Here is an 18,269-nt window from a genome sequence, read left to right on the forward strand (position 1 = left end):
ACGTGCACACAGTCCGCAAAACAGACACCGCGAAGCGGCGGACGAAGAAGTCAACGACCCCACGTCCACGCCGAACAGGTTAAAGATCAAGCTAGATCGCGCCGAGGAAGGCACGGACCGCGGCGGCGAATGCGTCCGGGGCGGTGGAGGGGATCAGGTGGTCGCCTTCCAGCTCGGAGGTCACGGTGCCGGGACGACGCTCGACCATGGCGCGGATCTGCTCGGGCGGGATGATGCCCTTGGTGCCGTGAATGAGCAGGGCGGGGCAGGTGCTGGCCGTCCAGTCGTCCCAGTGGTCACCGTGCACCTGCTCCTCGGACCGGTGCATGTCCTGCGGGTGGAAGGGCAGTCGCCAGCTGCCGTCGGGGTTCTCACGGAGCCGGTCGGAGAAGTACGGCGCGGCCGGGCCCAAACCGGCCACGAGCGCGTCTCGGGTGGCTGCCCCGTAGGGCAGCCCCAGGAGGAAGCCGAGCGGATTCGGCCCGTCCAGGTCGAGCGCGACGGGGCCCTCGGTGTTGACGAACGCGCTGACGCGCTCGGGGTGGCGGGCTGCGAACTGGTAGGCGTTGATGGCTCCGAGGGAGTGGCCGAGCAGGACGACGCGGCCCAGATCGAGGTGGTCCAGGAGCGCCAGGACATCGGCGAGGTAGCCCTCCCGGGAGTAGTCACAGGCACGGTCGGACTCACCCTGGCCGCGCTGGTCCGGGGCGATCAGCCGCCATTCGGGGGTCAGCGCACGGGCGAGCGGGGCGAACGTGGCGCCCTCGGACAGGTGTCCGTGCAGCGCGACCAGCGGGCGGCCGGTGCCGCCGAAGTCGAGGTAGGACAGCCGACGTCCGTCGATGTTCAGTTCGGCGCGGACTGCGGTGCCGTTCGAAGCCGTGTCGTTCACTGCGGATCTCCCCTGCTCGATGGCGATGGAAGGACCGTAGGGAAAATTGGGCGCTTGCACAAGGCGTTTGCCTCATTCGATCGCCTAAGGCTTTCGTCTGATGCGTTCGATCCACCGTTGGATAGCATGCGGCCATGGGAAATCGCGAAGACCTGCTCGCCGGGGCCCGCCGCTGCCTGGAGGAAAAGGGGTGGGCGCGCACCACCATCCGCGACATCACGGCCGCGTCCGGCGGCGTCAGCATGGCCGCGATCGGCTACCACTTCGGCTCCCGCGAGGCGCTGCTGAACGCGGCGCTCATCGAGGCGATCGACGAGTGGGGGACGCACACCGGCCGCACCCTCGCCGCGTTCGAGCGGGAGGGGGCCACGCCCGCCGAACGCTACGAGGCGATGTGGGACCGGGTGATCGAGTCCTTCGGCACCCACCGCGCCCTGTGGCTCGCCTCGATCGAGGCGCTCGCCCAGGCCGAGCACTCCGCGGACCTCCGCCGCTATCTCGCCGGGGGCCAGGCCGAGGGCCGGCGCGGGCTGGCGGCGATCCTCAGCGGTGTCGACGAGGACGCGGTCGACGACGCCGCCGCGCGCACCCTGGGCGGCGTCCAGATGGCCCTGCTCAGCGGCCTGATGACGCAGTGGCTCACGGATCCCGGCCAGGCCCCCACCGGCGCCGACGTCGTCGCCGGGCTGCGCGCGTTGGCCCGGATCGTCGGCCCCGGCCGGTCCTGAGCCGCCCGCCGGGCCCGGTGTTCGACCGGCTGGAGAAGGAGCGTCACGCCATCGCCGGCGTCATCGAGCGGATCGACCAGGCGCTGGGGGCCCGGGTCATCGGCGAGGACGGCGCCGGAGCGGCGACGATGACGCTGCGTTCGGCCATCGAACTGCTCACCGATGTGCTGGTCCCGCATCCGGCAGACGAGGAGCGTGAACTCATCGAGCCGATGGCCCGGTTCGGCACCGGCCGGTAGGGACGCATCGCGGGTGAGGGGCCGGCCGTGGAGGTCGGTCCCTCACCCGTGTTGCAGCGCTCGGGGCGTGTTGCCCGTGACGACGGGGCGGCCCAGGTCCGCGTCTCGGTGACGCCGCACCGGATCCGGGGGCAATCCACCCCGTCGGCCGGGTACACCGCCTGCCGCACCGGGGATGATCCGGTCACGCCTCCGGCCTGCCCTTCGCCACCGCCCCGGGCTACTCCTCGAAGTAGGCGTCAAGCACCACGTCGAGTTCTTCCGCCCACGCCTTGAGACTGCTTCTGTCGGCCGCCTCGACCTCGGCGTTGAACCAGCGGCGGGACGACATGTGGACGGTGACGGTGAATCGGCGCCCGAACCGGGGGACCTTCACCTCGACCGCTCCGACCTCGTCCCAGTGGAACTCGGCCTCCTGGTCGTCCAGCCGGAACCGGATGCCGTCACGGTCCGCGGTGATCGAACCCCGCCGGTCGCTGACCTCGAATACGGGCCCGTTCTCGGCCTTCTCGTCCTTCTCGTGTTCCTCCTGCTCCCCGTCCTTTGCGTCCTCCGAGCCGGAATCGGCGGCGGAGCCCCCGGGGGCACCCTCCGCAAGGGCGCCGTCGGGGACGGCACCTTCGGGCGCCGGCTCCTCGGTCTTCTCCTGGTCCGCCTCGGGCGTCCCGACGGCGAGGGGGGCCGTGAGACCAGGTATGTACGCCGGGTCTGTCCCTGCGGCGTACGCGGGCTGAGTGTTCGGATCTATGCGCTGCTCCACGGCGGGCAGTATGGCCGACGAACCTGTACGAGACCAGTAAGGGCCGGACGGGCCGTGAAGTCATGCGAGAACGTACCGAGTTGGCGGAGCACGAACCGGCGTCCGCAGGACCTCCGCGGCGCCCGCGGCCAGGAGCCCCGGGTGATCGATACGATCGACGCCCCGGGAGGGGCATGCCCTGCTCCTGTTCCGCAACCCGCAGTCCGGCGGACGGGATGGCGATCGCCTACCGCTCGATGGTGACCTTCGGAGCCCTGCCGTCACTCCCGACCGTCTCCTTCCGCAGCGTTCACGACTTCACCGCCCTCCAGACGTGTCCGCCTTCCTGGTGCCGTCGCTGTCGATCGACACGGGCACGCAGACCGGCGAGCGGACGACCACCCGCCCCGCGCCCCGGACCGGGCTGCTCACGGGGCTGCCCGTCGGCGCCGCCGGAACCTCTGGCGCTCGCCCTCGGGATCTCCACCGACGTCGGGTGCGGTGCGGTCGTCGGCTGCGGGCGTGCCCACACACGCCCGTTCGTACCCATTCTTTGCCCGAGTCTGTTTACATCGCCGCCTCACGGCCGTAACCTGACGGCGAAACCACACAGTCGGACATTGATCGGAACCAAAACAACATGTACGCACCGGAGCGGCAGCAGGAAATCCTCCGCCTCGCCCGCGAGAGCGGCCGGGTCGATGTGGTGTCCCTGGCCGAGGAGTTCCAGGTCACCGCCGAGACCGTGCGGCGTGACCTGAAGGCCCTCGACCGGGCCGGGCTGCTGCGGCGCGTCCACGGCGGTGCGATCCCGGCCGGGCGACTCGACTTCGAGCCCGATCTGGCCGAACGCGATGCGGTGGCCATCGACGAGAAGGAACGCATCGCGGCCGCCGCGCTCGGCGAACTCCCCGTCGACGGCAGCGTGATCATCGACGCGGGCAGCACGGCCGCCCGGCTGGCCGCGGTCATCCCGCTGGACGCCCACCTCACCGTGGTCACCCACGCGCTGCCGGTCGCCGTCCGGCTCGCCGACCACCCGGGCATCGCGCTGCACCTGGTCGGCGGCCGGGTCCGGCACCGTACCCGCGCGGCCGTCGACGCCTGGGCGCTGAACGCCTACCGCGAGGTCAACGCGGACGTCGTCTTCCTCGCCACCAACGGCTTCTCCCCGAACGGCGGTCTCACCACGCCGGACCTGGCCGAGGCCGCCGTCAAGCGCGCCATGATCTCCGCCGCGCGGCGGGTCGTGCTGCTCGCCGACTCCGCCAAGTTCGGCCAGGAGCACTTCGCGCGCTTCGGTGATCTCGCCCAGGTCGACCTGCTCATCACCGACACCGGACTCGGCCCCGACGACGCCCTCGCCATCGAGAGCCAGGGCACGGAAGTAGTACGTACATGATCCTCACCGTCACCCCCAACCCGAGCCTGGACCGTACGTACGAACTGCCCGGGCTCACCCGCGGCACCGTGTTGCGGGCCACGACGGACCGGGTCGACCCCGGCGGCAAGGGCATCAACGTCTCGCGCGCGGTCGCCGCGGCCGGCCACCGTACGGTCGCCGTCGCACCGCTCGGCGGGCCGGAGGGCGCACTGCTCACCCGGCTGCTCGGCGAGCACGGCATCGAGGCGGCAGGAGTCCCGATCGTCGCCAGCACTCGTATCAACGTCACGCTCGTCGAGCCCGACGGGACACTCACCAAGGTCAACGCCGTCGGTCCGCAGCTCACCGGCGCCGAAGCGGAGGCCCTGCTGGAAGCGGTACGGATCCGGTCGGCGGGCACGGACTGGATCGCCTGCTGCGGCAGTCTGCCGCGCGGGCTGCCCCCGCAGTGGTACGCAGAGCTGGTCGCCCGGAGTCACCGCGCCGGGGTCCGGATCGCCCTCGACACCTCCGGAGCCGCGCTGACCGCAGCCCTGCGGGAGCGGCCCGATGTGATCAAGCCGAACGCGGAGGAGCTCGCCGAAGCGGTCGGTCGCCCGCTGGCCACGGTGGGCGACGCCGTGAAGGCGGCCGAGGAGCTGCGTGAGCGCGGTGCCCGAGCCGTGCTCGCCAGCCTGGGGGCCGACGGGCAGCTGCTGGTCGACGGCACGGGCACCTACTTCGGCACCGCCCGGGTGGAGTCGGTCCGCAGCAACGTCGGAGCGGGCGACGCCTCCCTCGCGGGCTTCCTCGCCGCGGGCGGAAGCGGCCCGGCCGCGCTCGCCGCTGCGGTCGCCCACGGGGCGGCGGCCGTACAGCTCCCCGGCAGCGTCATGCCGACCCCCGCCGATCTCGACCTGTCGGCGGTCACCACGACCCCCGACATCCCCCTGGACCGCCCCCTGAAGGAGCCGGCGCCGTGACCGCCGCGCCTCCGCGAACGACCCCGCACCGCCCCACGTCCCCCCGCACCGCCCACAGGACGGTCCCCGAGCAAGGAGCCCCGCGATGAGTGAACTGATCACCGCGGCACTGGTCGATCTCGATCTTCCCGCCGAGACGAAGGACGACGCCGCCAGGTCGCTCGCCGAGCGGATGGTCGCGGCCGGCCGCGTCACCGACCTCGACGGCTTCCTCGCAGACGTCGCCGCCCGTGAGGCCCAGATGCCGACCGGTCTGGACGGCGGCATCGGCATCCCGCACTGCCGCAGCGAGCACGTCTCCGTGCCGACCCTCGCGTTCGGCCGCAGCGAGCGTGGCATCGACTTCGGCGCTGCGGACGGCCCCGCCGATCTGATCTTCCTGATCGCGGCTCCGGCCGGGGCGGACGACGACCACCTCACCATCCTCTCCGGCCTGGCACGACGGCTGATGGACCCGGAGTTCACAGGCGCACTGCGCGCGGAGCGCGATGCGGGTGCGGCCGCCGCCCTGATCCGCGGCGAAGAGGCCGCGGCGGACGAGTCGGCGCCGGACGCTGCGGCGACCGAGGAGCCCGCAGGAACCGCCCCGGCCACCCCCGCCGCCGAACCCTTCCGAATCGTCGCCGTCACCTCATGTCCGACCGGCATCGCCCACACCTACATGGCTGCGCAGTCCCTGGAGGCCGCCGCCCGCGCCGAAGGCGTGGAACTCACCGTCGAGACGCAGGGCTCGGCCGGCTTCGAGCGGCTGGACCCCGCGGTCATCGCCGCCGCCGACGCGGTCATCTGGTCCCACGACGTCGAGGTGCGCGAGAAGGCGCGGTTCGACGGCAAACCTCTCGTCGACACCGGGGTCAAGGCGGGGATCAACCGGCCCGCCGAGCTGATCGCCGAAGCCCGGCAGAAGGCAGCGCGCGGCGAGATCAGCACTGTCTCGGACGGCACCGGTCCCCAGGACGACGGCACCCCGTCCGCCGGTGACCACGCACACTTCGGGATCCGGCTGCGGACCTATCTGATGTCCGGCGTCAGTTACATGGTGCCGTTCGTCGCCGCCGGTGGCCTTCTCATCGCGCTGTCGTTCGCCATCGGCGGCTACGAGATCGCCGGCGCCAAGTCCGTCGCCGACCACTTCGTCTGGGGAGAGACCGCCAGCTGGGCCGCTCTGCTCAACCAGATCGGCACCGCGGCATTCGCCTTCCTGGTGCCGGTGCTGGCCGGATACATCGCGTACGGCATGGCTGACCGGCCCGCACTCGTCCCCGGTTTCGTCGGCGGTGCCATCGCCCTCACCATCAACGCGGGCTTCCTCGGCGGTCTTGCCGCGGGTCTGCTGGCCGGTGCGGTGGTGATGGCGATCCAACGGGTGAAGGTCCATCCCACGCTGCGTGGCATCATGCCGGTGCTGGTGATCCCCCTGGTCGCCTCGACCGTCGTCGGCTTCCTGATGTTCATCGTCGTCGGCAAGCCGATTGCCTCGCTCCAACGGGCCCTGACCGACGGACTCAACGGGCTCTCCGGATCGAACGCGATCATCCTGGGCGTCGTCCTCGGCCTGATGATGTGCTTCGACATGGGCGGTCCGCTCAACAAGGTCGCGTACGCCTTCGCGGTCGGCGGCCTGGCCGACCCGACGCCCGGCAGCCTCAAGGTGATGGCTGCGGTCATGGCGGCCGGCATGGTGCCGCCGCTGGCCATGGCCCTCGCGACGACCGTGCGCGGCAGCCTGTTCAGCAGGACCGAGCGGGAGAACGGCCGGGCGGCCTGGGTGCTGGGCGCGTCCTTCATCAGCGAGGGCGCGATCCCGTTCGCGGCGGCCGACCCCCTCCGGGTGATCCCGTCGGCCATGGTCGGCGGCGCGGTCACCGGTGGACTGTCGATGGCCTTCGGCTGCACACTCCGCGCCCCGCACGGCGGCATCTTCGTGGTGCCGCTCATCGGCAGCCCGTTCCTCTACCTGCTGGCCATCGCCGTCGGTACGGCGGTCGCGACCACCCTGGTCGTCCTCCTCAAGGGGATGCGCAGGACCGCGCCGACGCCCGCCCCGGCGACCGGCGAACCCCAGATATCCGTCGCCGCCTGACGGACTCCACCTCCCACCACCCACACGGAAGAGAGATCACCATGCACCAGCGCACCGTCGCCGTCGGCTCCCGCAGCGGACTGCACGCCCGTCCGGCCTCCTTGTTCGTCCAGGCAGCCACCCGGCAGCCGGTCAGGGTGACCATCGGCCGGGACGGCCAGAGCCCGGTCGACGCCCGGAGCCTGCTCTCGGTTCTCGCCCTCGGGGCCCAGCACGGCGACTCGATGGTGCTGGCCGCGGACGGCGAGGGTGCGGAAGCCGCGATCGAGGAACTGGCCACGCTCCTCGCCCGCGATCTCGACGCGACGCCGTAAAGCCGCAACGCCGCCGGACGGCGCGGCAGCACCTCGTCATTCGGCCCGCAGGGCGATCTCGAACCAGGTGGTCTTGCCGCGCCCCGCGGGCGAGCTTCCCCAGTCGCCGGCAAGCGCGTCGACGATCAGCAGTCCGCGCCCGGACTCGGCCTCCTGATTGGTCTCCTCGTCCGCGACGATCGCCGTCGGGACGGGCGGATGTGGGTCACTGTCGCGGACTTCGACGCGGATGCGGTCCGGGTACTCCCGCAGCCTCAGTTCCACTTCGCTGTCGGCGTGGATCAGTGCGTTGGTGACCACCTCGGTCGTCACCAGTTCCAGGGTTTCCTGCAGCTGCGCCCTGTCCCACTGGCGCAGCAGGTCCCGCAGGAACACTCTGACCTGGGCGACTGCCTGCAGGTGGTGTCGCTGTACCGACATCCGCGCCGTCCGCCGGTGGCCCTGGGGATGCGCTCCCTCGTACCGCACCAGCAGCAGAGCCGCGTCGTCGGCGAGCACCCGCCACTCGCGGCGGTCCGCGACGATGCGGTCGGCGAGCACCTCCAGGTTGTCTCCGCTGTGGTCGGCGAGCACCCGGCCGAGCTTCGCCATCGCCGCGTCCGATCCGAGGAGCCGCGCGTCCAGCAGGCCGTCGGTGAACAGTGCCAGTACCGAGCCCGGCTCCAGCTGCGCATCGCTCTGCTCGTACCGCGCCAGTGGGTCGACGCCCAGCGGAGGTCCGACGGGCAGCGGCCCGGTGATGCTCCGCCCTCCCGCTCCGACGAGGAGCGGACTCGGGTGGCCCGCGGTCGCCGTGGCGGCGGTCCCGGTCGACAGATCGAGCCAGACGCAGCAGCAGGTGGCGTACAGATCCGTGTCCAGCCCGGACAGGAGCCGGTTGCTCCGTTCGAGCACGGTGGCCGGGTCGTGCCCCTCGGTGGCGTACGCCCGGACGCCGCTGCGCAGCTGCCCCATGACCGCCACCGCTTCCAGGCTGTGGCCCTCCACGTCACCGATGACCAGGCCGATTCCGCCGCCGGGCAGCGGGACGATGTCGTACCAGTCGCCGCCCACCTCCGCCCCCTCGGTCGCCGGGAGATAGCGGGCCGTGGCGACCGCCTCGGTCAGATGCGGGAGGCTGCGGGGCAGCAGACTGCGCTGCAGGGTCTGGGTGAGTGCGTGCTCGATCTCGTACGAGCGGGCCCGCTCCAGGGACTGGCCCACCTGCTCCAGCATGATCGCCAGGACGGCGAGCTCCTCGGGCGCGATGGGGCGCGCGGGTTCCGGGAATTCCAGGACGCAGCAGCCCATGGCCCGACCGTTGGAGACGAGGGGGAGGTAGGCGCGGGCCTGGACCTCCGGGTCAGGATCGCCATCCGGATAGGCGTCCCGCAGTTCCTCGGCGGACCGGAACGACCGGATCTCGAGCGAGCGGATCGTGTCCGTCTCCGGGGTGTGGCGGGACAGCAGCGTCCCCTCCACCCGGTGAACCGCCTCGCGTGAGAACCCCGAGGCGCCGATCACGTGCAGCCGCCCCTGCTGGGCGAGGCACAGCATCACCGCCCGGCCGCCGAAGGGCCGCACCACTTGGGATTCGGCGGCGGCGAGTACGTCCCGGATGTGCACCGCGGCCGTGAGTTCGGCGGCGAGCCGTTGCAGCTGGTAGAGGAACATGCTGCTGGTCGGCACGGGGGCGGTCGGCGACTGTGCTCCCCCGCTCCTTTCCGTGGGGGCGTTGCTGTGCGGCAGCGCGGAAATGAACAGCGGGAGGTCCGGAGCCTTCATCGACACGCCCTGCTGTGCGAGGTCCTGCAGCTCGACAGCCAGGTCCTCCGCGACAACCCGGAGGTAGTCCAGCGTCTCGTCCGCGACCGGCCGCGGCGGCACCCACCGCATGGTCACGGCACCGAACCGGTGCCGGTCGGTCCGTACCGGCGCGGAGGCGACCATCATCGGGTAGGGGTTGGTGAGGAAGAGCGCGGGAACCCGACGGGTCAGCTCCCGCAGCTCCGAGTTCTCGAACAGCACCACCCTCCCCGACTGATGCGCTCGCGCCGCGGAGAAGTTGCTGTCGTCCGCCGCGATGCCCGAGGGCACCGTGAAACTCATGGTGGTGTCGACCATCATCGCGGCCACCAGCGCCCGGTCGTCCTCCGTCAGCAGATAGGCGGTGCAGGTGGTGAAGTCGACATGGTGATTCAGGCGTCGCAGGGCCGCGGCGATGGCGCGGTCACGGGACGTCGTCGCACGCCCGGCCGGCCCGTCGGGGCATGCCGCGGAGGATGGGGAGTCCATGAGATCCACCCCGGTGCGTCGGCGACAGGTGGGGCTGCCCGGCTGCTCGGCGATACGCGCCGTAGCCATTTCAGTATGGGCGCAATCCTTTAGGTACGCGCCCGCGCGACGCCACTCGGTGTCCCCACCGGTGCATGGAGGGCCGGGCGGACAGGTCGTGGTCGCCGCATCGGACTCGGAGATCCCACCGCGTACCCGTCGCGCCGCCCGGCAGGGCCGGACGCAGGCCGAACGGGCCTTGAATCCCGTATTCAAGAGGAGCTCCCTGGCCGGGGGCGGCCACCGATGAATAAGGTTGCGCTTGCACATCCCACCGAAGAATCCGGCCATGGGAAACAGTCCGTGCACACATCCGTCCTTGCTGCCGCGTGGGACGTTCACCCGTACCGAACAGCCGACAGCACAGGAGCAGGCACGATGTCAGGGACCGGCCGGGCGGCCTCGGCCGACGAGGCAGCGGAAACCCCCGCGCGCGGCGTACCGGAGCGGCCTGACCGCCCGGTGGGCCAGGACGCCCCTCTCGTGATCGGCGAACGGGTGAAGCGGCTCCGCAAGGAGCGTGAGCTGACCCAGCGCCAGCTGGCCGAGCCCTCCTACACGGCCGCGTACATCTCCACCCTGGAGGCCGGAAAGGTCCGGCCCTCCGAGGCGGCGCTGCGCCACCTCGCCGAGCGGCTCGACGTCTCGTACGAGGAGCTCGCCACCGGGCGCCCCGGCCATCTCGCCACCGCGCTCCGGCTTCGCCTGGCCGACGCACAGCGGATCCTGGCCACCGGAGACGCGGCCGATGCGGCCGTGGAGTACGGGCGGCTGCTCGCCCGGGCCGAGGAGTACGGCCTCCGGACCGAACAGGCAACCGCCCTCACCGGGCTGGGCGAATGCGCCTTGGAAACAGGTGAACTCGCCGAGGCGCGTGCCCACTTCGAGGCCGCCGAGCAGCAACTCACCGACGCGCCCCTGCCCGAGCGGGCCCGAGCGGTACGCGGCCGGGCGGTCGCCCACTTCCTCGCGGGCGAACTCCGCTACTCCTGCTACCTGCTGGAAAGCGCCCTCGATGAACTGAACACCTCGGGCCTGCAGGACCCCGGCGCCCTGCTCCAGCTCTACACCGCCTCCATCGCGCCCTACATGGACCTGGGAGCGCACGCACGCGCCGCACAGGCCGCCGACCTGGCCCTGGCGCTGGCTCCGCAGGTCTCCGATCCCGCGCTGGTCGCCTCCATGCACCGCTCGGTGGCCCGCACCCTCATCGCGGAGGGCCGGGCAGCAGCAGCCGACGCCGCGCTCGCCAAGGCGGCCGAGCTCTACCAGCAACTGCAGATGCGCACCGAACTCGCCCACTGCCATTGGATGCGCGGCTACGTCCACGCCCAGCACGACGACCTGGAAAAGGCGGAAAGCGAACTGCGCACCGCGCACTCCATGCTGATCTCCAAGCGCGCCGCCCTCTACACCTCCCAGGTCGAGGTGGAGCTCGCCGATGTACTTCGCCGCCGCGGCAAGGCCGACGAGGCCGCGGCCCTGTTGCGCGACCTGCTCGGCGGCCTCCACCCCGACCGCGGCGCGGTCCACGCGGGCGGAGCCCATCGACTGCTCGGCCTGATCGCCGAGGAATCCGGTGACGCCGAGGCCGCCGAGGAGCACTACGTCACCGCTCTCTCCCTGCTCGAACGTGCCGGAGCGGCGGGTGACCTCGCCGACATCTGCCGACTCCTGGGCGACCTGCTGCGCAGCGAGGGCCGCACCGAAGCAGCCATGGACGCCTACCGCACCGGTCTCGGTCACCGCTCCAGTCCGGGCACCACCACCCTCGGCCCGGCTCCGGCCCGTCCGCCGGAGACGCCCTGGGGCTGACGGTCCCGACCGTGGCCCCGTTTCTCACTCTCCGACTCCGCGACACGGGCGAGGAGTTCGTCACGGCCGATCGGGTCGGTTCGCGTCGACTCCACCGTGCAGGCGTGGGCTCCGGCCACCGCACCGTAGAGGCCGCACCGCCGCGGCGGTTCGCCGGCCAGCCAACCGAGGAGGAAGCCGGACACGAAGGCGTCGCCGGCGCCGTTGGAGTCCACCACCGGCCCCGGGGGCGTGACGGCCGGAATCCGGGTCACCTCGCCGTCGGCCAGCAGATAGGCGCCCTCGGCTCCGGCCGTGGCAACGACCACCTGGGCACGTCCCCGCTCGGCGACCCGTCGCATGGTCCGCTCCGGGTCTGCCAGGGCGACGGCGGAGACGAAGACGAGGTCCGCCTCGTGGGCGAACGGTTCGTGGTAGGGGTTGACGCCGTCCCAGTTGTGCAGGTCGGTCGAGATCGTCACTCCGGCCTCCCGCAGCACGGGAAGAGCGAAGGCACACGGGTAGGTGATCGAGACATGGGCATGACGGCTCGCCGTGGCCAGGGACCGGACCGTTGCCTCGGGCAGCCTGTCCCCCTCCTGCGACCGGCTGTCGTCGTACAGGGACAGCCGTCGCCCGTCGGGGCCGACGAGATTGACGGCGCGCTTGGTACCGCCGGGCAGCGGAACCTCGGTGAGTGCGATGCCACGGTCGCGGTGCAGCGCCCGGATCAGGTCACCTGCGTGGTCGTCGCCGATCATGTCGAGGTGATGGACGCGCAGGCCCAGGGCGCTCACCCCCAACGCAACGAAGTCCCCGGTCTGCCCCGCCCGTGTCTCGATCCCCGGGCGGATCATGTAGCTGTCGGCGTACGGGAGGGGCAGCTCCGGCACGTACACGATCGTGTCGACGCCCGCGCCTCCCAGGACGAGGACATCGGTCTCGGCGCTCATGGGTGTTCCTCTCCGGCCGACCGGCAACTGTGGCTGTCGGCAGGCGAGTCAAGCAGGGCAGCCATCACGACCACAAGACGTTGCAGAATCTTCCCGCAAGCATTTGCTTCTCGCCTGCCGACCCGTCGCTTCCGTTCCCTCAGGCGCGGACCAGTGGCGTGTCGACCAGGTGCTCGGCCAGGAACCACGCCTGGAGCTCGCCGGTGCGGATCACCTGGGAGACGAACAGGTCGTTGGTGCCGTCGTCCCCCAGCTCGGCGGCCCGGGCGGCGGCGTCGTGGGCGTCGATGAGGATGGCCTCATGGGCCTCGAGGAGCCGGGACAGCATCGCCGGCACCTCCTCCACGCCGTCCGGAGGACGCGGGATCGACGTGATCTCCGCTACGTGCCGGGGGTCGCCCACCGCGACGCCCCCCAGGGACTGGACACGTTCGGCGATGGTGTCGACGATTTCGAGCTGTTCCCCCGCGTGCTTGTCCAGGACCAGGTGCAGTTGGTAGAAGGTCGCTCCGCGCATCAGCCAGTGATGCTTCTTGTAGAGGCCGTAGAGGATCTGCGTGTCCGCCAGGGCCTTGTTCAGACGCTGGCAGGAATACATCCGCGCCTCGTAGGACAGACCGACCGGGAACTGCTTGACGGTCCCGAACTCCTGGATCACCTCGCCCTTCTGGTGCAGCCACGGCTGGCTGCTGCTCACGGGCTGGGACTTGTTGGTCATGATCCGCCTCCTGCGGTGCCGTGCTGTGCGTACCCGGGTGACGCTAGGCGCCCGGACGGGGCAGGGGTTGCCCGCAAGCGCACGCGGTGATGCCTGCCCGCGCACTGTGTCCGTCGCATGTGCGAGGCGTTCGCTCTCGGGCGAGACCCCGTGCGCTGGCAGGCATGGGCGGTTGCCCTGCCGCTCTAGCCTCGGCCGGGCAACCCACGCCCGGTGAGCCGGGGAACGAGGAGAGACATGAGTACGAACGAGCAGGTGGATGTGGTGGTCGTCGGGCTGGGGCCGGGCGGCGAGTACGTCGCGGGCACGCTGGCCGAGGCCGGACTCGACGTGGTGGGGGTCGAGGCGGAACTCGTCGGCGGCGAGTGTCCGTACTGGGCGTGCGTGCCCAGCAAGATGATGATCCGGGCCGGTAATCTGCTCGCCGAGGCGGGCCGGATCCCCGCTCTCGCCGGTGAGGTGGCCGTCACTCCGGACTGGGGCCGCGTCGCCGGGCGTATTCGCAACGAGGCGACCGACGGCTGGAACGACCAGGTGGCGGTCGACCGGCTCGCGGCCAGGGGCGGTCGACTCGTCCGGGGAACAGGTCGCCTCACAGGGCCGCGCCGGGTGGCGGTCGGCGACCGTACCTTCGAAGCCCGGCGCGGTGTCGTGCTGGCCACCGGCACGAGGCCCCGGATCCCTCCGGTGCCAGGCCTCGAGGGAACGCCGTACTGGACCAACCGGGATGCCATGGCGGCCAAGGAGCTGCCGGAGTCGATGGTCGTGCTCGGCGGAGGCGCCATCGGCGTCGAACTCGCGCAGGTCTTCGCCCGCTTCACGTGTGTGGTCACGGTGATCGAGGGGCAGGAACGGCTGCTGTCACAGGAGGAGCCGGAGGCGGGGGAGCTGGCGGCGCAGGCTCTGCGGGCGGACGGGGTCACCGTCCTGACAGGCGCTCGGGTGCGGCAGGTCAGTCACGACGGCACGGCGTTCACCATACGGTTGGAAGGGGGCGGGGAGCCGCTGCGTGCCGAGAGACTGCTGGTCGCCGCCGGGCGTCAAGCCGACCTTGCTCCGCTGGCGGTCGACTCGGTGGGGCTCGACCCGACCGCAGGAGTCGTGCACACGGACGGGCAGATGCGGGCCGCGGACGGACTGTGGGCGGTCGGTGACATCACCGGCCGGGGTGCCTTCACCCACGTGTCGATGTACCAGGCCGAGATCGCGGTTCGGGACATACTCCGCCGGCCCGGTCCCGACGCCGACTACCGGGCGCTGCCCCGTGTCACCTTCACCGACCCGGAGATCGGCGCCGTGGGGCTGACGGAGCGTCAGGCGCGGGAGCAGGGGCTGCGGGTGCGCACCAGCGTGCTGCCCCTTTCCTCCTCCACGCGGGGGTGGATCCACGGGCCGGGCAATGAGGGGTTCGTCAAGCTCGTCGAGGACACCGACCAGGGCGTACTGGTCGGTGCGACGTCGGCGGGGCCTGCGGGAGGAGAGGTGCTCTACGGGCTGAACGTGGCCGTCCACGCCGAGATACCCGTCGACCGCCTCCAGCACATGATTTACACGTATCCCACCTTCCACCGAACGGTGGAGGCCGCGCTCGGAGCCCTCCGCTGAACCGCCCACCGATCACTCACACCGACCCGGCACCCAGGCGATGGCGCACCATGCCGGGCCGCGACCCCGGCGAGCCGCACAGGTCCGCCACCCCGCTGGAACTCCTCTTCGACCTGTGCTTCGTCATCGCGGTGGCGCAGGCGTCCGGGAGTCTGCACGAGGCGCTGACCGATGGGGAGTACGCCACCGGTGTCCTGCGCTTCGCGCTGATCTTCTTCACCATCTGGTGGGCGTGGATGAACTTCACCTGGTTCGCATCCGCCTACGACCCGGACGACCTCCTGTACCGGCTGACGGTGTTGGTCCAGATCACCGGGTCGCTCGTGCTCGCCGCCGGTGTTCCCAGCGCGTTCGAGGAGGGCGATCTGCGGGTCATCACGGCCGGATACGTCGTGTTGCGCACGGCCCTGGCCGCCCTGTGGCTGCGTGCCGCGTGGTCCGATCCCGCTCGGCGGCCGACCACTCTGCGCTTCGCCGCCGGAGTGTCGCTGTGTCAGATCGGGTGGGTCGGGCTGCTCGGTCTCCCGGTCTCGGCGCGGCTGCCGGGCATGCTCGTGATGATCGTCGCCGAGGTCTCCGTCCCGGTGTGGGCGCAGTCCGCCGGGATGACCCCATGGCATCCGCGCCACATTGCCGAGCGCTACGAACTCTTCACCCTGATCGTCCTCGGGGAGTCCGTCGCGGCGGCCACCGTCGCCGTCCGGGGCGCCTTCGACCGGCACCAAGGCACCGGTTCGCTCTACGCGGTGGCAGCCGGTGGCCTGTTCATGGCCTACGCCATGTGGTGGCTGTACTTCGCCAGGCCCGCGCACACCCTGCTCGCCACGACGCACCGGGCCCACCGCAGGAGATTCATCTGGGCCTACGGCCACTACCTGATCTTCGCTTCGGCGACCGCCGAGGGAGCCGGCCTGGCCGCGTACGCCGATCACGTCACGCGTCGCACGGACGCCTCGCCGTTGGCCGCCGGCGCGGCGGTCACCGTCCCCGCGGCCGTCTTCCTGATCACTGTCTGGGCTGTACACCTGCGGCCCCACCAAAGAACCGTGTCCGAGTGGATTCCCTATCCCGTCGCCGCGGTCGGCATCCTGCTGGCCGCTTGCTCCCCGGCCCCGGCCCTCGCCGCCGGCGCGCTGCTGGCGGCCCTGGTCGTGGTGGTCACGGTGCGGCGCCGGTGAAGAAGCCCGCAGCGGGATCTCACGCTGGGCCAGGACCGAAGGCCGCGCGACCGAACTCCCCGTATGGGGAGTTCGGTCGCGCGGCCGCATGCGCCGCCTGCGGCACGCCGGACTCACCCCCACCCTGGGCCTGGCGCCGGTGCTGATCACGGCGACCTCCGTGGCCTGGCACCGCCTCTCGGCCTCGAACGCCGCCTGGACCGGGCCGCAGTCGTGAAGGGGCGCGGGCCCCGCACCCGGATCGTGGCGCGGAGCCCGCTCCCTTTCCCGGGGTCGTACGCCTCAGACCGAACGGGCCAGGTCGGCCGTTCGCCGCTGCTGCGTGCCGGCGGTCGCGCGCCACTGGGTCGGAGAGACCCCGTAGGCCCGGCGGAAGGCACGGCTGAAGTGGGCCGGGTTGATGAAACCCCAGCGGGCGGCCACGGCCGAGATCGCCAGGTCGGCCGCGCCGGGACGGGCCAGTTCGGCCCTGCACGCATCGAGTCGCCGTTGGCGTACCCAGCCGCTGACCGTGGTGCCCTGCGCGTGGAAAAGCTTGTGCAGGTAGCGCAGGGAGATGCGGTGCTCGTCGGCGAGCATCCGGGGAGACAGCTCGGGCTCGCCGAGGCGGGACTCGGCCGAGGCCTTGATCCTGTCCAGCACCGTGACCGGCCCCGCCTCGGCCGCGGGCCGCCCGTCCGCGTCCACCAGGTCTTCGGCCAGTGTGGAGAGCAGACCCGTAACGGTGCGCGCGAGTCGCTCGCGTACCTGGGGCGAGGCGGAACCGATCTCCTGCGCCAGCCCGGACAGCAGCGGCAGAATCAGTTCTGACGGTCGGTCGGCCGTGCCGCCGACGGCCCTCGCGGTGACCCGGCGCATCCCCGCCTCGTCCAGCCTCAGCATCGCGCGGGGAACCATCAGGACACAGGCCCGGTGCGGCTCCGGCAGGACAAGGGTGAACGGCCGGCTCGCGTCGTAGAAGGCCAGGACTCCCGGGTGCAGCTGCGCGGCGCGGCCGTCCTGGGACAGCAGCGCCGAACCCTCCAGCTGGACGCGGGCGAACATGTACGCGCGGCCGTCCCCCGCCGCGCCCTCCGGGGTCCGAAGGACCTTCACGGGGTCCGACTCCTCGGTGGCGACCTGAAGCGATCCCAGCCGGTCCGCCCTGAGGGACCCCTTCCAGGACCGCGGGTCTTCCCGGACGACCAGATCCAGATCGACGTAGGTCCGCGAAAGGGCCCGCTTCCAGGCCGGGACCCTGTCCGCGGGCCCGACGGTCTCCGTGGACAGGTCCATCGGCGGCACACCGCCCGTCAGCGGCGTTCGGACCGGCATGTCACTCGCCCCCCTCGACGGAGCGTCGGCCCTGCTCGTGCCGCAGCCACTCGGTCGGCGACGTCCCGTATTCCCGGCGGAAGGCCCGTCCGAAATGGGACGTGCTGGTGAATCCCCAGCGGCGGGCGACGCTTCCCACGCCGGCGCCCCGCGCGGTGGTGGCCATCAGCTCCCGGCGGCACTCCTGCATGCGCAGCTCACGGATCCAACGGCTGACCGTCGTACCCTCCCCCTCGAACAGCCGGTGCAGATACCGCACCGAGATGTGATGGGCCCGTGCGACGGCCTCGGGGGTGAGGTCCGGTTCCGCCAGATGCCAGCGGATGAACCGGTGAATACGCAGCAGCAGGACGCGGTCGGCGCCGGGCAGGCTCGTCGGCTCCGCGCCGAGTTGCTGCGCCGCCGCCGCGGCCAGCAGGTCCACCGCGCTGCCGGCCAGTTGCTCGGCGGCGGACGGGGAGTACGACTCGGACGTGTCCGCCAGGCGCGACATGAACGGCGAGAGCAGGGCCGCCAGCCCGGTCTCCGGGCGCATGGACCTCGCCGTGATCTGTCTGAGGTCCGCCTCCGCCAGGCCCAGAAGGTTTCGCGGCACGGCGAAGATCTTCAACTGGAACCGTTGGGGAAACCGGATGCGGAAGGGGCGAATGCTCTCGAAGAACCCGACATCGCCCGGTTGCAGCTCCGTGGCGCGGTCATCCTGCTCGACCTGGGCGACGCCCCTGGTGAGTACGGCGACGAACACCTCGTGGCCGTCGCCACCGGCGATGAAGCGCGGGGCCCGGTGGACCACTCCGGGATCGCACTCGATCGTGCTGATCTGAAGGTCGCCGAGGTGGTCCGTACGCATGGTGGCGTCGTATGTTCCCCCTTCCGCGGAGATGTCCATCCCCACGAGCTGCGCGAGGACGGCGTCGTGCCAGAAGTCCATACTCTTGCTGAGGGGCACGGTGCTCGTGCACAGCACCTGACGCGGGCGTCGCCGCGTGGCGGGGTCATGGACGTGGACACCGTCCCCCGGGAAGGCACCGAAACTCGTTCGCATACAGACCA

Annotated in this window: 17 protein-coding genes; 10 read left to right on the forward strand and 7 right to left on the reverse strand. The window is 71.5% G+C overall.

Annotated elements, in window-relative coordinates; genetic code table 11:
* Nucleotides 1-91: 91 nt before the first annotated feature.
* A complete protein-coding gene (locus ACFU8W_RS32940) occupies nucleotides 92-892 on the reverse strand; it encodes an alpha/beta fold hydrolase (protein WP_384045002.1) in 801 nt (266 codons plus the stop codon).
* Between the two features lie 134 nt (nucleotides 893-1,026).
* Here ACFU8W_RS32940 and ACFU8W_RS32945 point away from each other — a divergent pair, with 134 nt between their 5' ends.
* Together ACFU8W_RS32945 and ACFU8W_RS32950 are read left to right on the forward strand one after the other, a co-directional pair.
* Nucleotides 1,027-1,620 carry a TetR/AcrR family transcriptional regulator gene (locus tag ACFU8W_RS32945; RefSeq protein WP_384045005.1) on the forward strand — a complete coding sequence of 198 codons (594 nt, stop codon included), beginning with the start codon at nucleotides 1,027-1,029 and terminating at the stop codon, nucleotides 1,618-1,620.
* Between the two features lie 17 nt (nucleotides 1,621-1,637).
* The gene (locus ACFU8W_RS32950) at nucleotides 1,638-1,859 is read left to right on the forward strand and encodes a hypothetical protein (protein ID WP_384045008.1); all 222 of its coding nucleotides are present in this window, start codon (nucleotides 1,638-1,640) and stop codon (nucleotides 1,857-1,859) included.
* A 220-nt stretch (nucleotides 1,860-2,079) separates the two neighbouring features.
* Here ACFU8W_RS32950 and ACFU8W_RS32955 read toward each other — a convergent pair whose 3' ends face one another.
* On the reverse strand, nucleotides 2,080-2,619 hold the full coding sequence (locus tag ACFU8W_RS32955) for a hypothetical protein (RefSeq protein WP_384045011.1): 540 nt from the start codon (nucleotides 2,617-2,619) through the stop codon (nucleotides 2,080-2,082).
* Between the two features lie 619 nt (nucleotides 2,620-3,238).
* On the opposite strand from ACFU8W_RS32955, the gene ACFU8W_RS32960 reads away from it, so the two are divergent.
* The 4 genes from ACFU8W_RS32960 to ACFU8W_RS32975 all read left to right on the forward strand — a co-directional run bounded on the left by ACFU8W_RS32960 (nucleotide 3,239) and on the right by ACFU8W_RS32975 (nucleotide 7,341).
* On the forward strand, nucleotides 3,239-4,000 hold the full coding sequence (locus ACFU8W_RS32960) for a DeoR/GlpR family DNA-binding transcription regulator (RefSeq protein ID WP_327249373.1): 762 nt from the start codon (nucleotides 3,239-3,241) through the stop codon (nucleotides 3,998-4,000).
* Nucleotides 3,997-4,944, forward strand: a complete 948-nt coding sequence (pfkB, locus tag ACFU8W_RS32965; RefSeq protein ID WP_327243841.1) for a 1-phosphofructokinase — start codon at nucleotides 3,997-3,999, stop codon at nucleotides 4,942-4,944. The genes ACFU8W_RS32960 and pfkB overlap by 4 nt, the downstream gene beginning before the upstream one ends.
* Nucleotides 4,945-5,029: 85 nt before the next feature.
* On the forward strand, nucleotides 5,030-7,027 hold the full coding sequence (locus ACFU8W_RS32970; RefSeq protein ID WP_384045016.1) for a fructose-specific PTS transporter subunit EIIC: 1,998 nt from the start codon (nucleotides 5,030-5,032) through the stop codon (nucleotides 7,025-7,027).
* A 41-nt stretch (nucleotides 7,028-7,068) separates the two neighbouring features.
* Nucleotides 7,069-7,341 (forward strand): HPr family phosphocarrier protein, encoded by a 273-nt coding sequence (locus tag ACFU8W_RS32975; RefSeq protein ID WP_266980443.1) that lies wholly within the window; start codon nucleotides 7,069-7,071, stop codon nucleotides 7,339-7,341.
* Nucleotides 7,342-7,377: 36 nt separating this feature from the next.
* Here ACFU8W_RS32975 and ACFU8W_RS32980 read toward each other — a convergent pair whose 3' ends face one another.
* Nucleotides 7,378-9,615, reverse strand: a complete 2,238-nt coding sequence (locus ACFU8W_RS32980) for a SpoIIE family protein phosphatase (RefSeq protein ID WP_384045019.1) — start codon at nucleotides 9,613-9,615, stop codon at nucleotides 7,378-7,380.
* Nucleotides 9,616-10,032: 417 nt separating this feature from the next.
* Between ACFU8W_RS32980 and ACFU8W_RS32985 the strand changes: the two genes are divergently transcribed.
* Nucleotides 10,033-11,469 carry a helix-turn-helix domain-containing protein gene (locus ACFU8W_RS32985; protein ID WP_384045022.1) on the forward strand — a complete coding sequence of 479 codons (1,437 nt, stop codon included), beginning with the start codon at nucleotides 10,033-10,035 and terminating at the stop codon, nucleotides 11,467-11,469.
* On the opposite strand, the gene ACFU8W_RS32990 is transcribed toward ACFU8W_RS32985, so the two are convergent.
* Entirely contained in the window at nucleotides 11,397-12,401 is a 1,005-nt protein-coding gene (locus ACFU8W_RS32990; RefSeq protein ID WP_384045025.1) for an adenosine kinase, read from the reverse strand. The genes ACFU8W_RS32985 and ACFU8W_RS32990 overlap by 73 nt on opposite strands.
* A 139-nt stretch (nucleotides 12,402-12,540) precedes the next feature.
* Nucleotides 12,541-13,119, reverse strand: coding sequence for a Dps family protein (locus ACFU8W_RS32995; RefSeq protein WP_384045029.1), 579 nt, complete (start codon nucleotides 13,117-13,119; stop codon nucleotides 12,541-12,543).
* 237 nt (nucleotides 13,120-13,356) lie between these two features.
* Here ACFU8W_RS32995 and ACFU8W_RS33000 point away from each other — a divergent pair, with 237 nt between their 5' ends.
* The 3 genes from ACFU8W_RS33000 (at nucleotide 13,357) to ACFU8W_RS33010 (ending at nucleotide 16,119) form a co-directional block, all read left to right on the forward strand.
* A complete protein-coding gene (locus ACFU8W_RS33000) occupies nucleotides 13,357-14,724 on the forward strand; it encodes a dihydrolipoyl dehydrogenase family protein (protein ID WP_384045032.1) in 1,368 nt (455 codons plus the stop codon).
* 50 nt (nucleotides 14,725-14,774) lie between these two features.
* Nucleotides 14,775-15,902 carry a low temperature requirement protein A gene (locus ACFU8W_RS33005; protein WP_384045035.1) on the forward strand — a complete coding sequence of 376 codons (1,128 nt, stop codon included), beginning with the start codon at nucleotides 14,775-14,777 and terminating at the stop codon, nucleotides 15,900-15,902.
* 88 nt (nucleotides 15,903-15,990) lie between these two features.
* Nucleotides 15,991-16,119 (forward strand): hypothetical protein, encoded by a 129-nt coding sequence (locus tag ACFU8W_RS33010; protein WP_384045038.1) that lies wholly within the window; start codon nucleotides 15,991-15,993, stop codon nucleotides 16,117-16,119.
* A 65-nt stretch (nucleotides 16,120-16,184) separates the two neighbouring features.
* Here the strand turns inward: ACFU8W_RS33010 and ACFU8W_RS33015 are convergent, their stop codons facing one another.
* Entirely contained in the window at nucleotides 16,185-17,216 is a 1,032-nt protein-coding gene (locus ACFU8W_RS33015) for a helix-turn-helix domain-containing protein (RefSeq protein ID WP_384045041.1), read from the reverse strand.
* A gap of 1 nt (nucleotide 17,217) precedes the next feature.
* Nucleotides 17,218-18,261, reverse strand: coding sequence for a helix-turn-helix domain-containing protein (locus ACFU8W_RS33020; protein ID WP_384045044.1), 1,044 nt, complete (start codon nucleotides 18,259-18,261; stop codon nucleotides 17,218-17,220).
* Nucleotides 18,262-18,269 lie beyond the last annotated feature (8 nt).

It is taken from the genome of Streptomyces sp. NPDC057565 (assembly GCF_042801455.1).
GTDB lineage: Bacteria > Actinomycetota > Actinomycetes > Streptomycetales > Streptomycetaceae > Streptomyces > Streptomyces yanii.

Coding starts and splice junctions, on each gene's coding strand:
- ACFU8W_RS32945 (WP_384045005.1), top strand. CDS start 1,027: ATGGGAAATCGCGAAGACCTGCTCGCCGGGGCCCGCCGCTGCCTGGAG.
- ACFU8W_RS32975 (WP_266980443.1), top strand. CDS start 7,069: ATGCACCAGCGCACCGTCGCCGTCGGCTCCCGCAGCGGACTGCACGCC.
- ACFU8W_RS32970 (WP_384045016.1), top strand. CDS start 5,030: ATGAGTGAACTGATCACCGCGGCACTGGTCGATCTCGATCTTCCCGCC.
- ACFU8W_RS33000 (WP_384045032.1), top strand. CDS start 13,357: ATGAGTACGAACGAGCAGGTGGATGTGGTGGTCGTCGGGCTGGGGCCG.
- ACFU8W_RS33020 (WP_384045044.1), bottom strand. CDS start 18,261: ATGCGAACGAGTTTCGGTGCCTTCCCGGGGGACGGTGTCCACGTCCAT.
- pfkB (WP_327243841.1), top strand. CDS start 3,997: ATGATCCTCACCGTCACCCCCAACCCGAGCCTGGACCGTACGTACGAA.
- ACFU8W_RS32990 (WP_384045025.1), bottom strand. CDS start 12,401: ATGAGCGCCGAGACCGATGTCCTCGTCCTGGGAGGCGCGGGCGTCGAC.
- ACFU8W_RS33010 (WP_384045038.1), top strand. CDS start 15,991: ATGCGCCGCCTGCGGCACGCCGGACTCACCCCCACCCTGGGCCTGGCG.
- ACFU8W_RS32985 (WP_384045022.1), top strand. CDS start 10,033: ATGTCAGGGACCGGCCGGGCGGCCTCGGCCGACGAGGCAGCGGAAACC.
- ACFU8W_RS33015 (WP_384045041.1), bottom strand. CDS start 17,216: ATGCCGGTCCGAACGCCGCTGACGGGCGGTGTGCCGCCGATGGACCTG.
- ACFU8W_RS32980 (WP_384045019.1), bottom strand. CDS start 9,615: ATGGACTCCCCATCCTCCGCGGCATGCCCCGACGGGCCGGCCGGGCGT.
- ACFU8W_RS33005 (WP_384045035.1), top strand. CDS start 14,775: ATGCCGGGCCGCGACCCCGGCGAGCCGCACAGGTCCGCCACCCCGCTG.
- ACFU8W_RS32995 (WP_384045029.1), bottom strand. CDS start 13,119: ATGACCAACAAGTCCCAGCCCGTGAGCAGCAGCCAGCCGTGGCTGCAC.
- ACFU8W_RS32960 (WP_327249373.1), top strand. CDS start 3,239: ATGTACGCACCGGAGCGGCAGCAGGAAATCCTCCGCCTCGCCCGCGAG.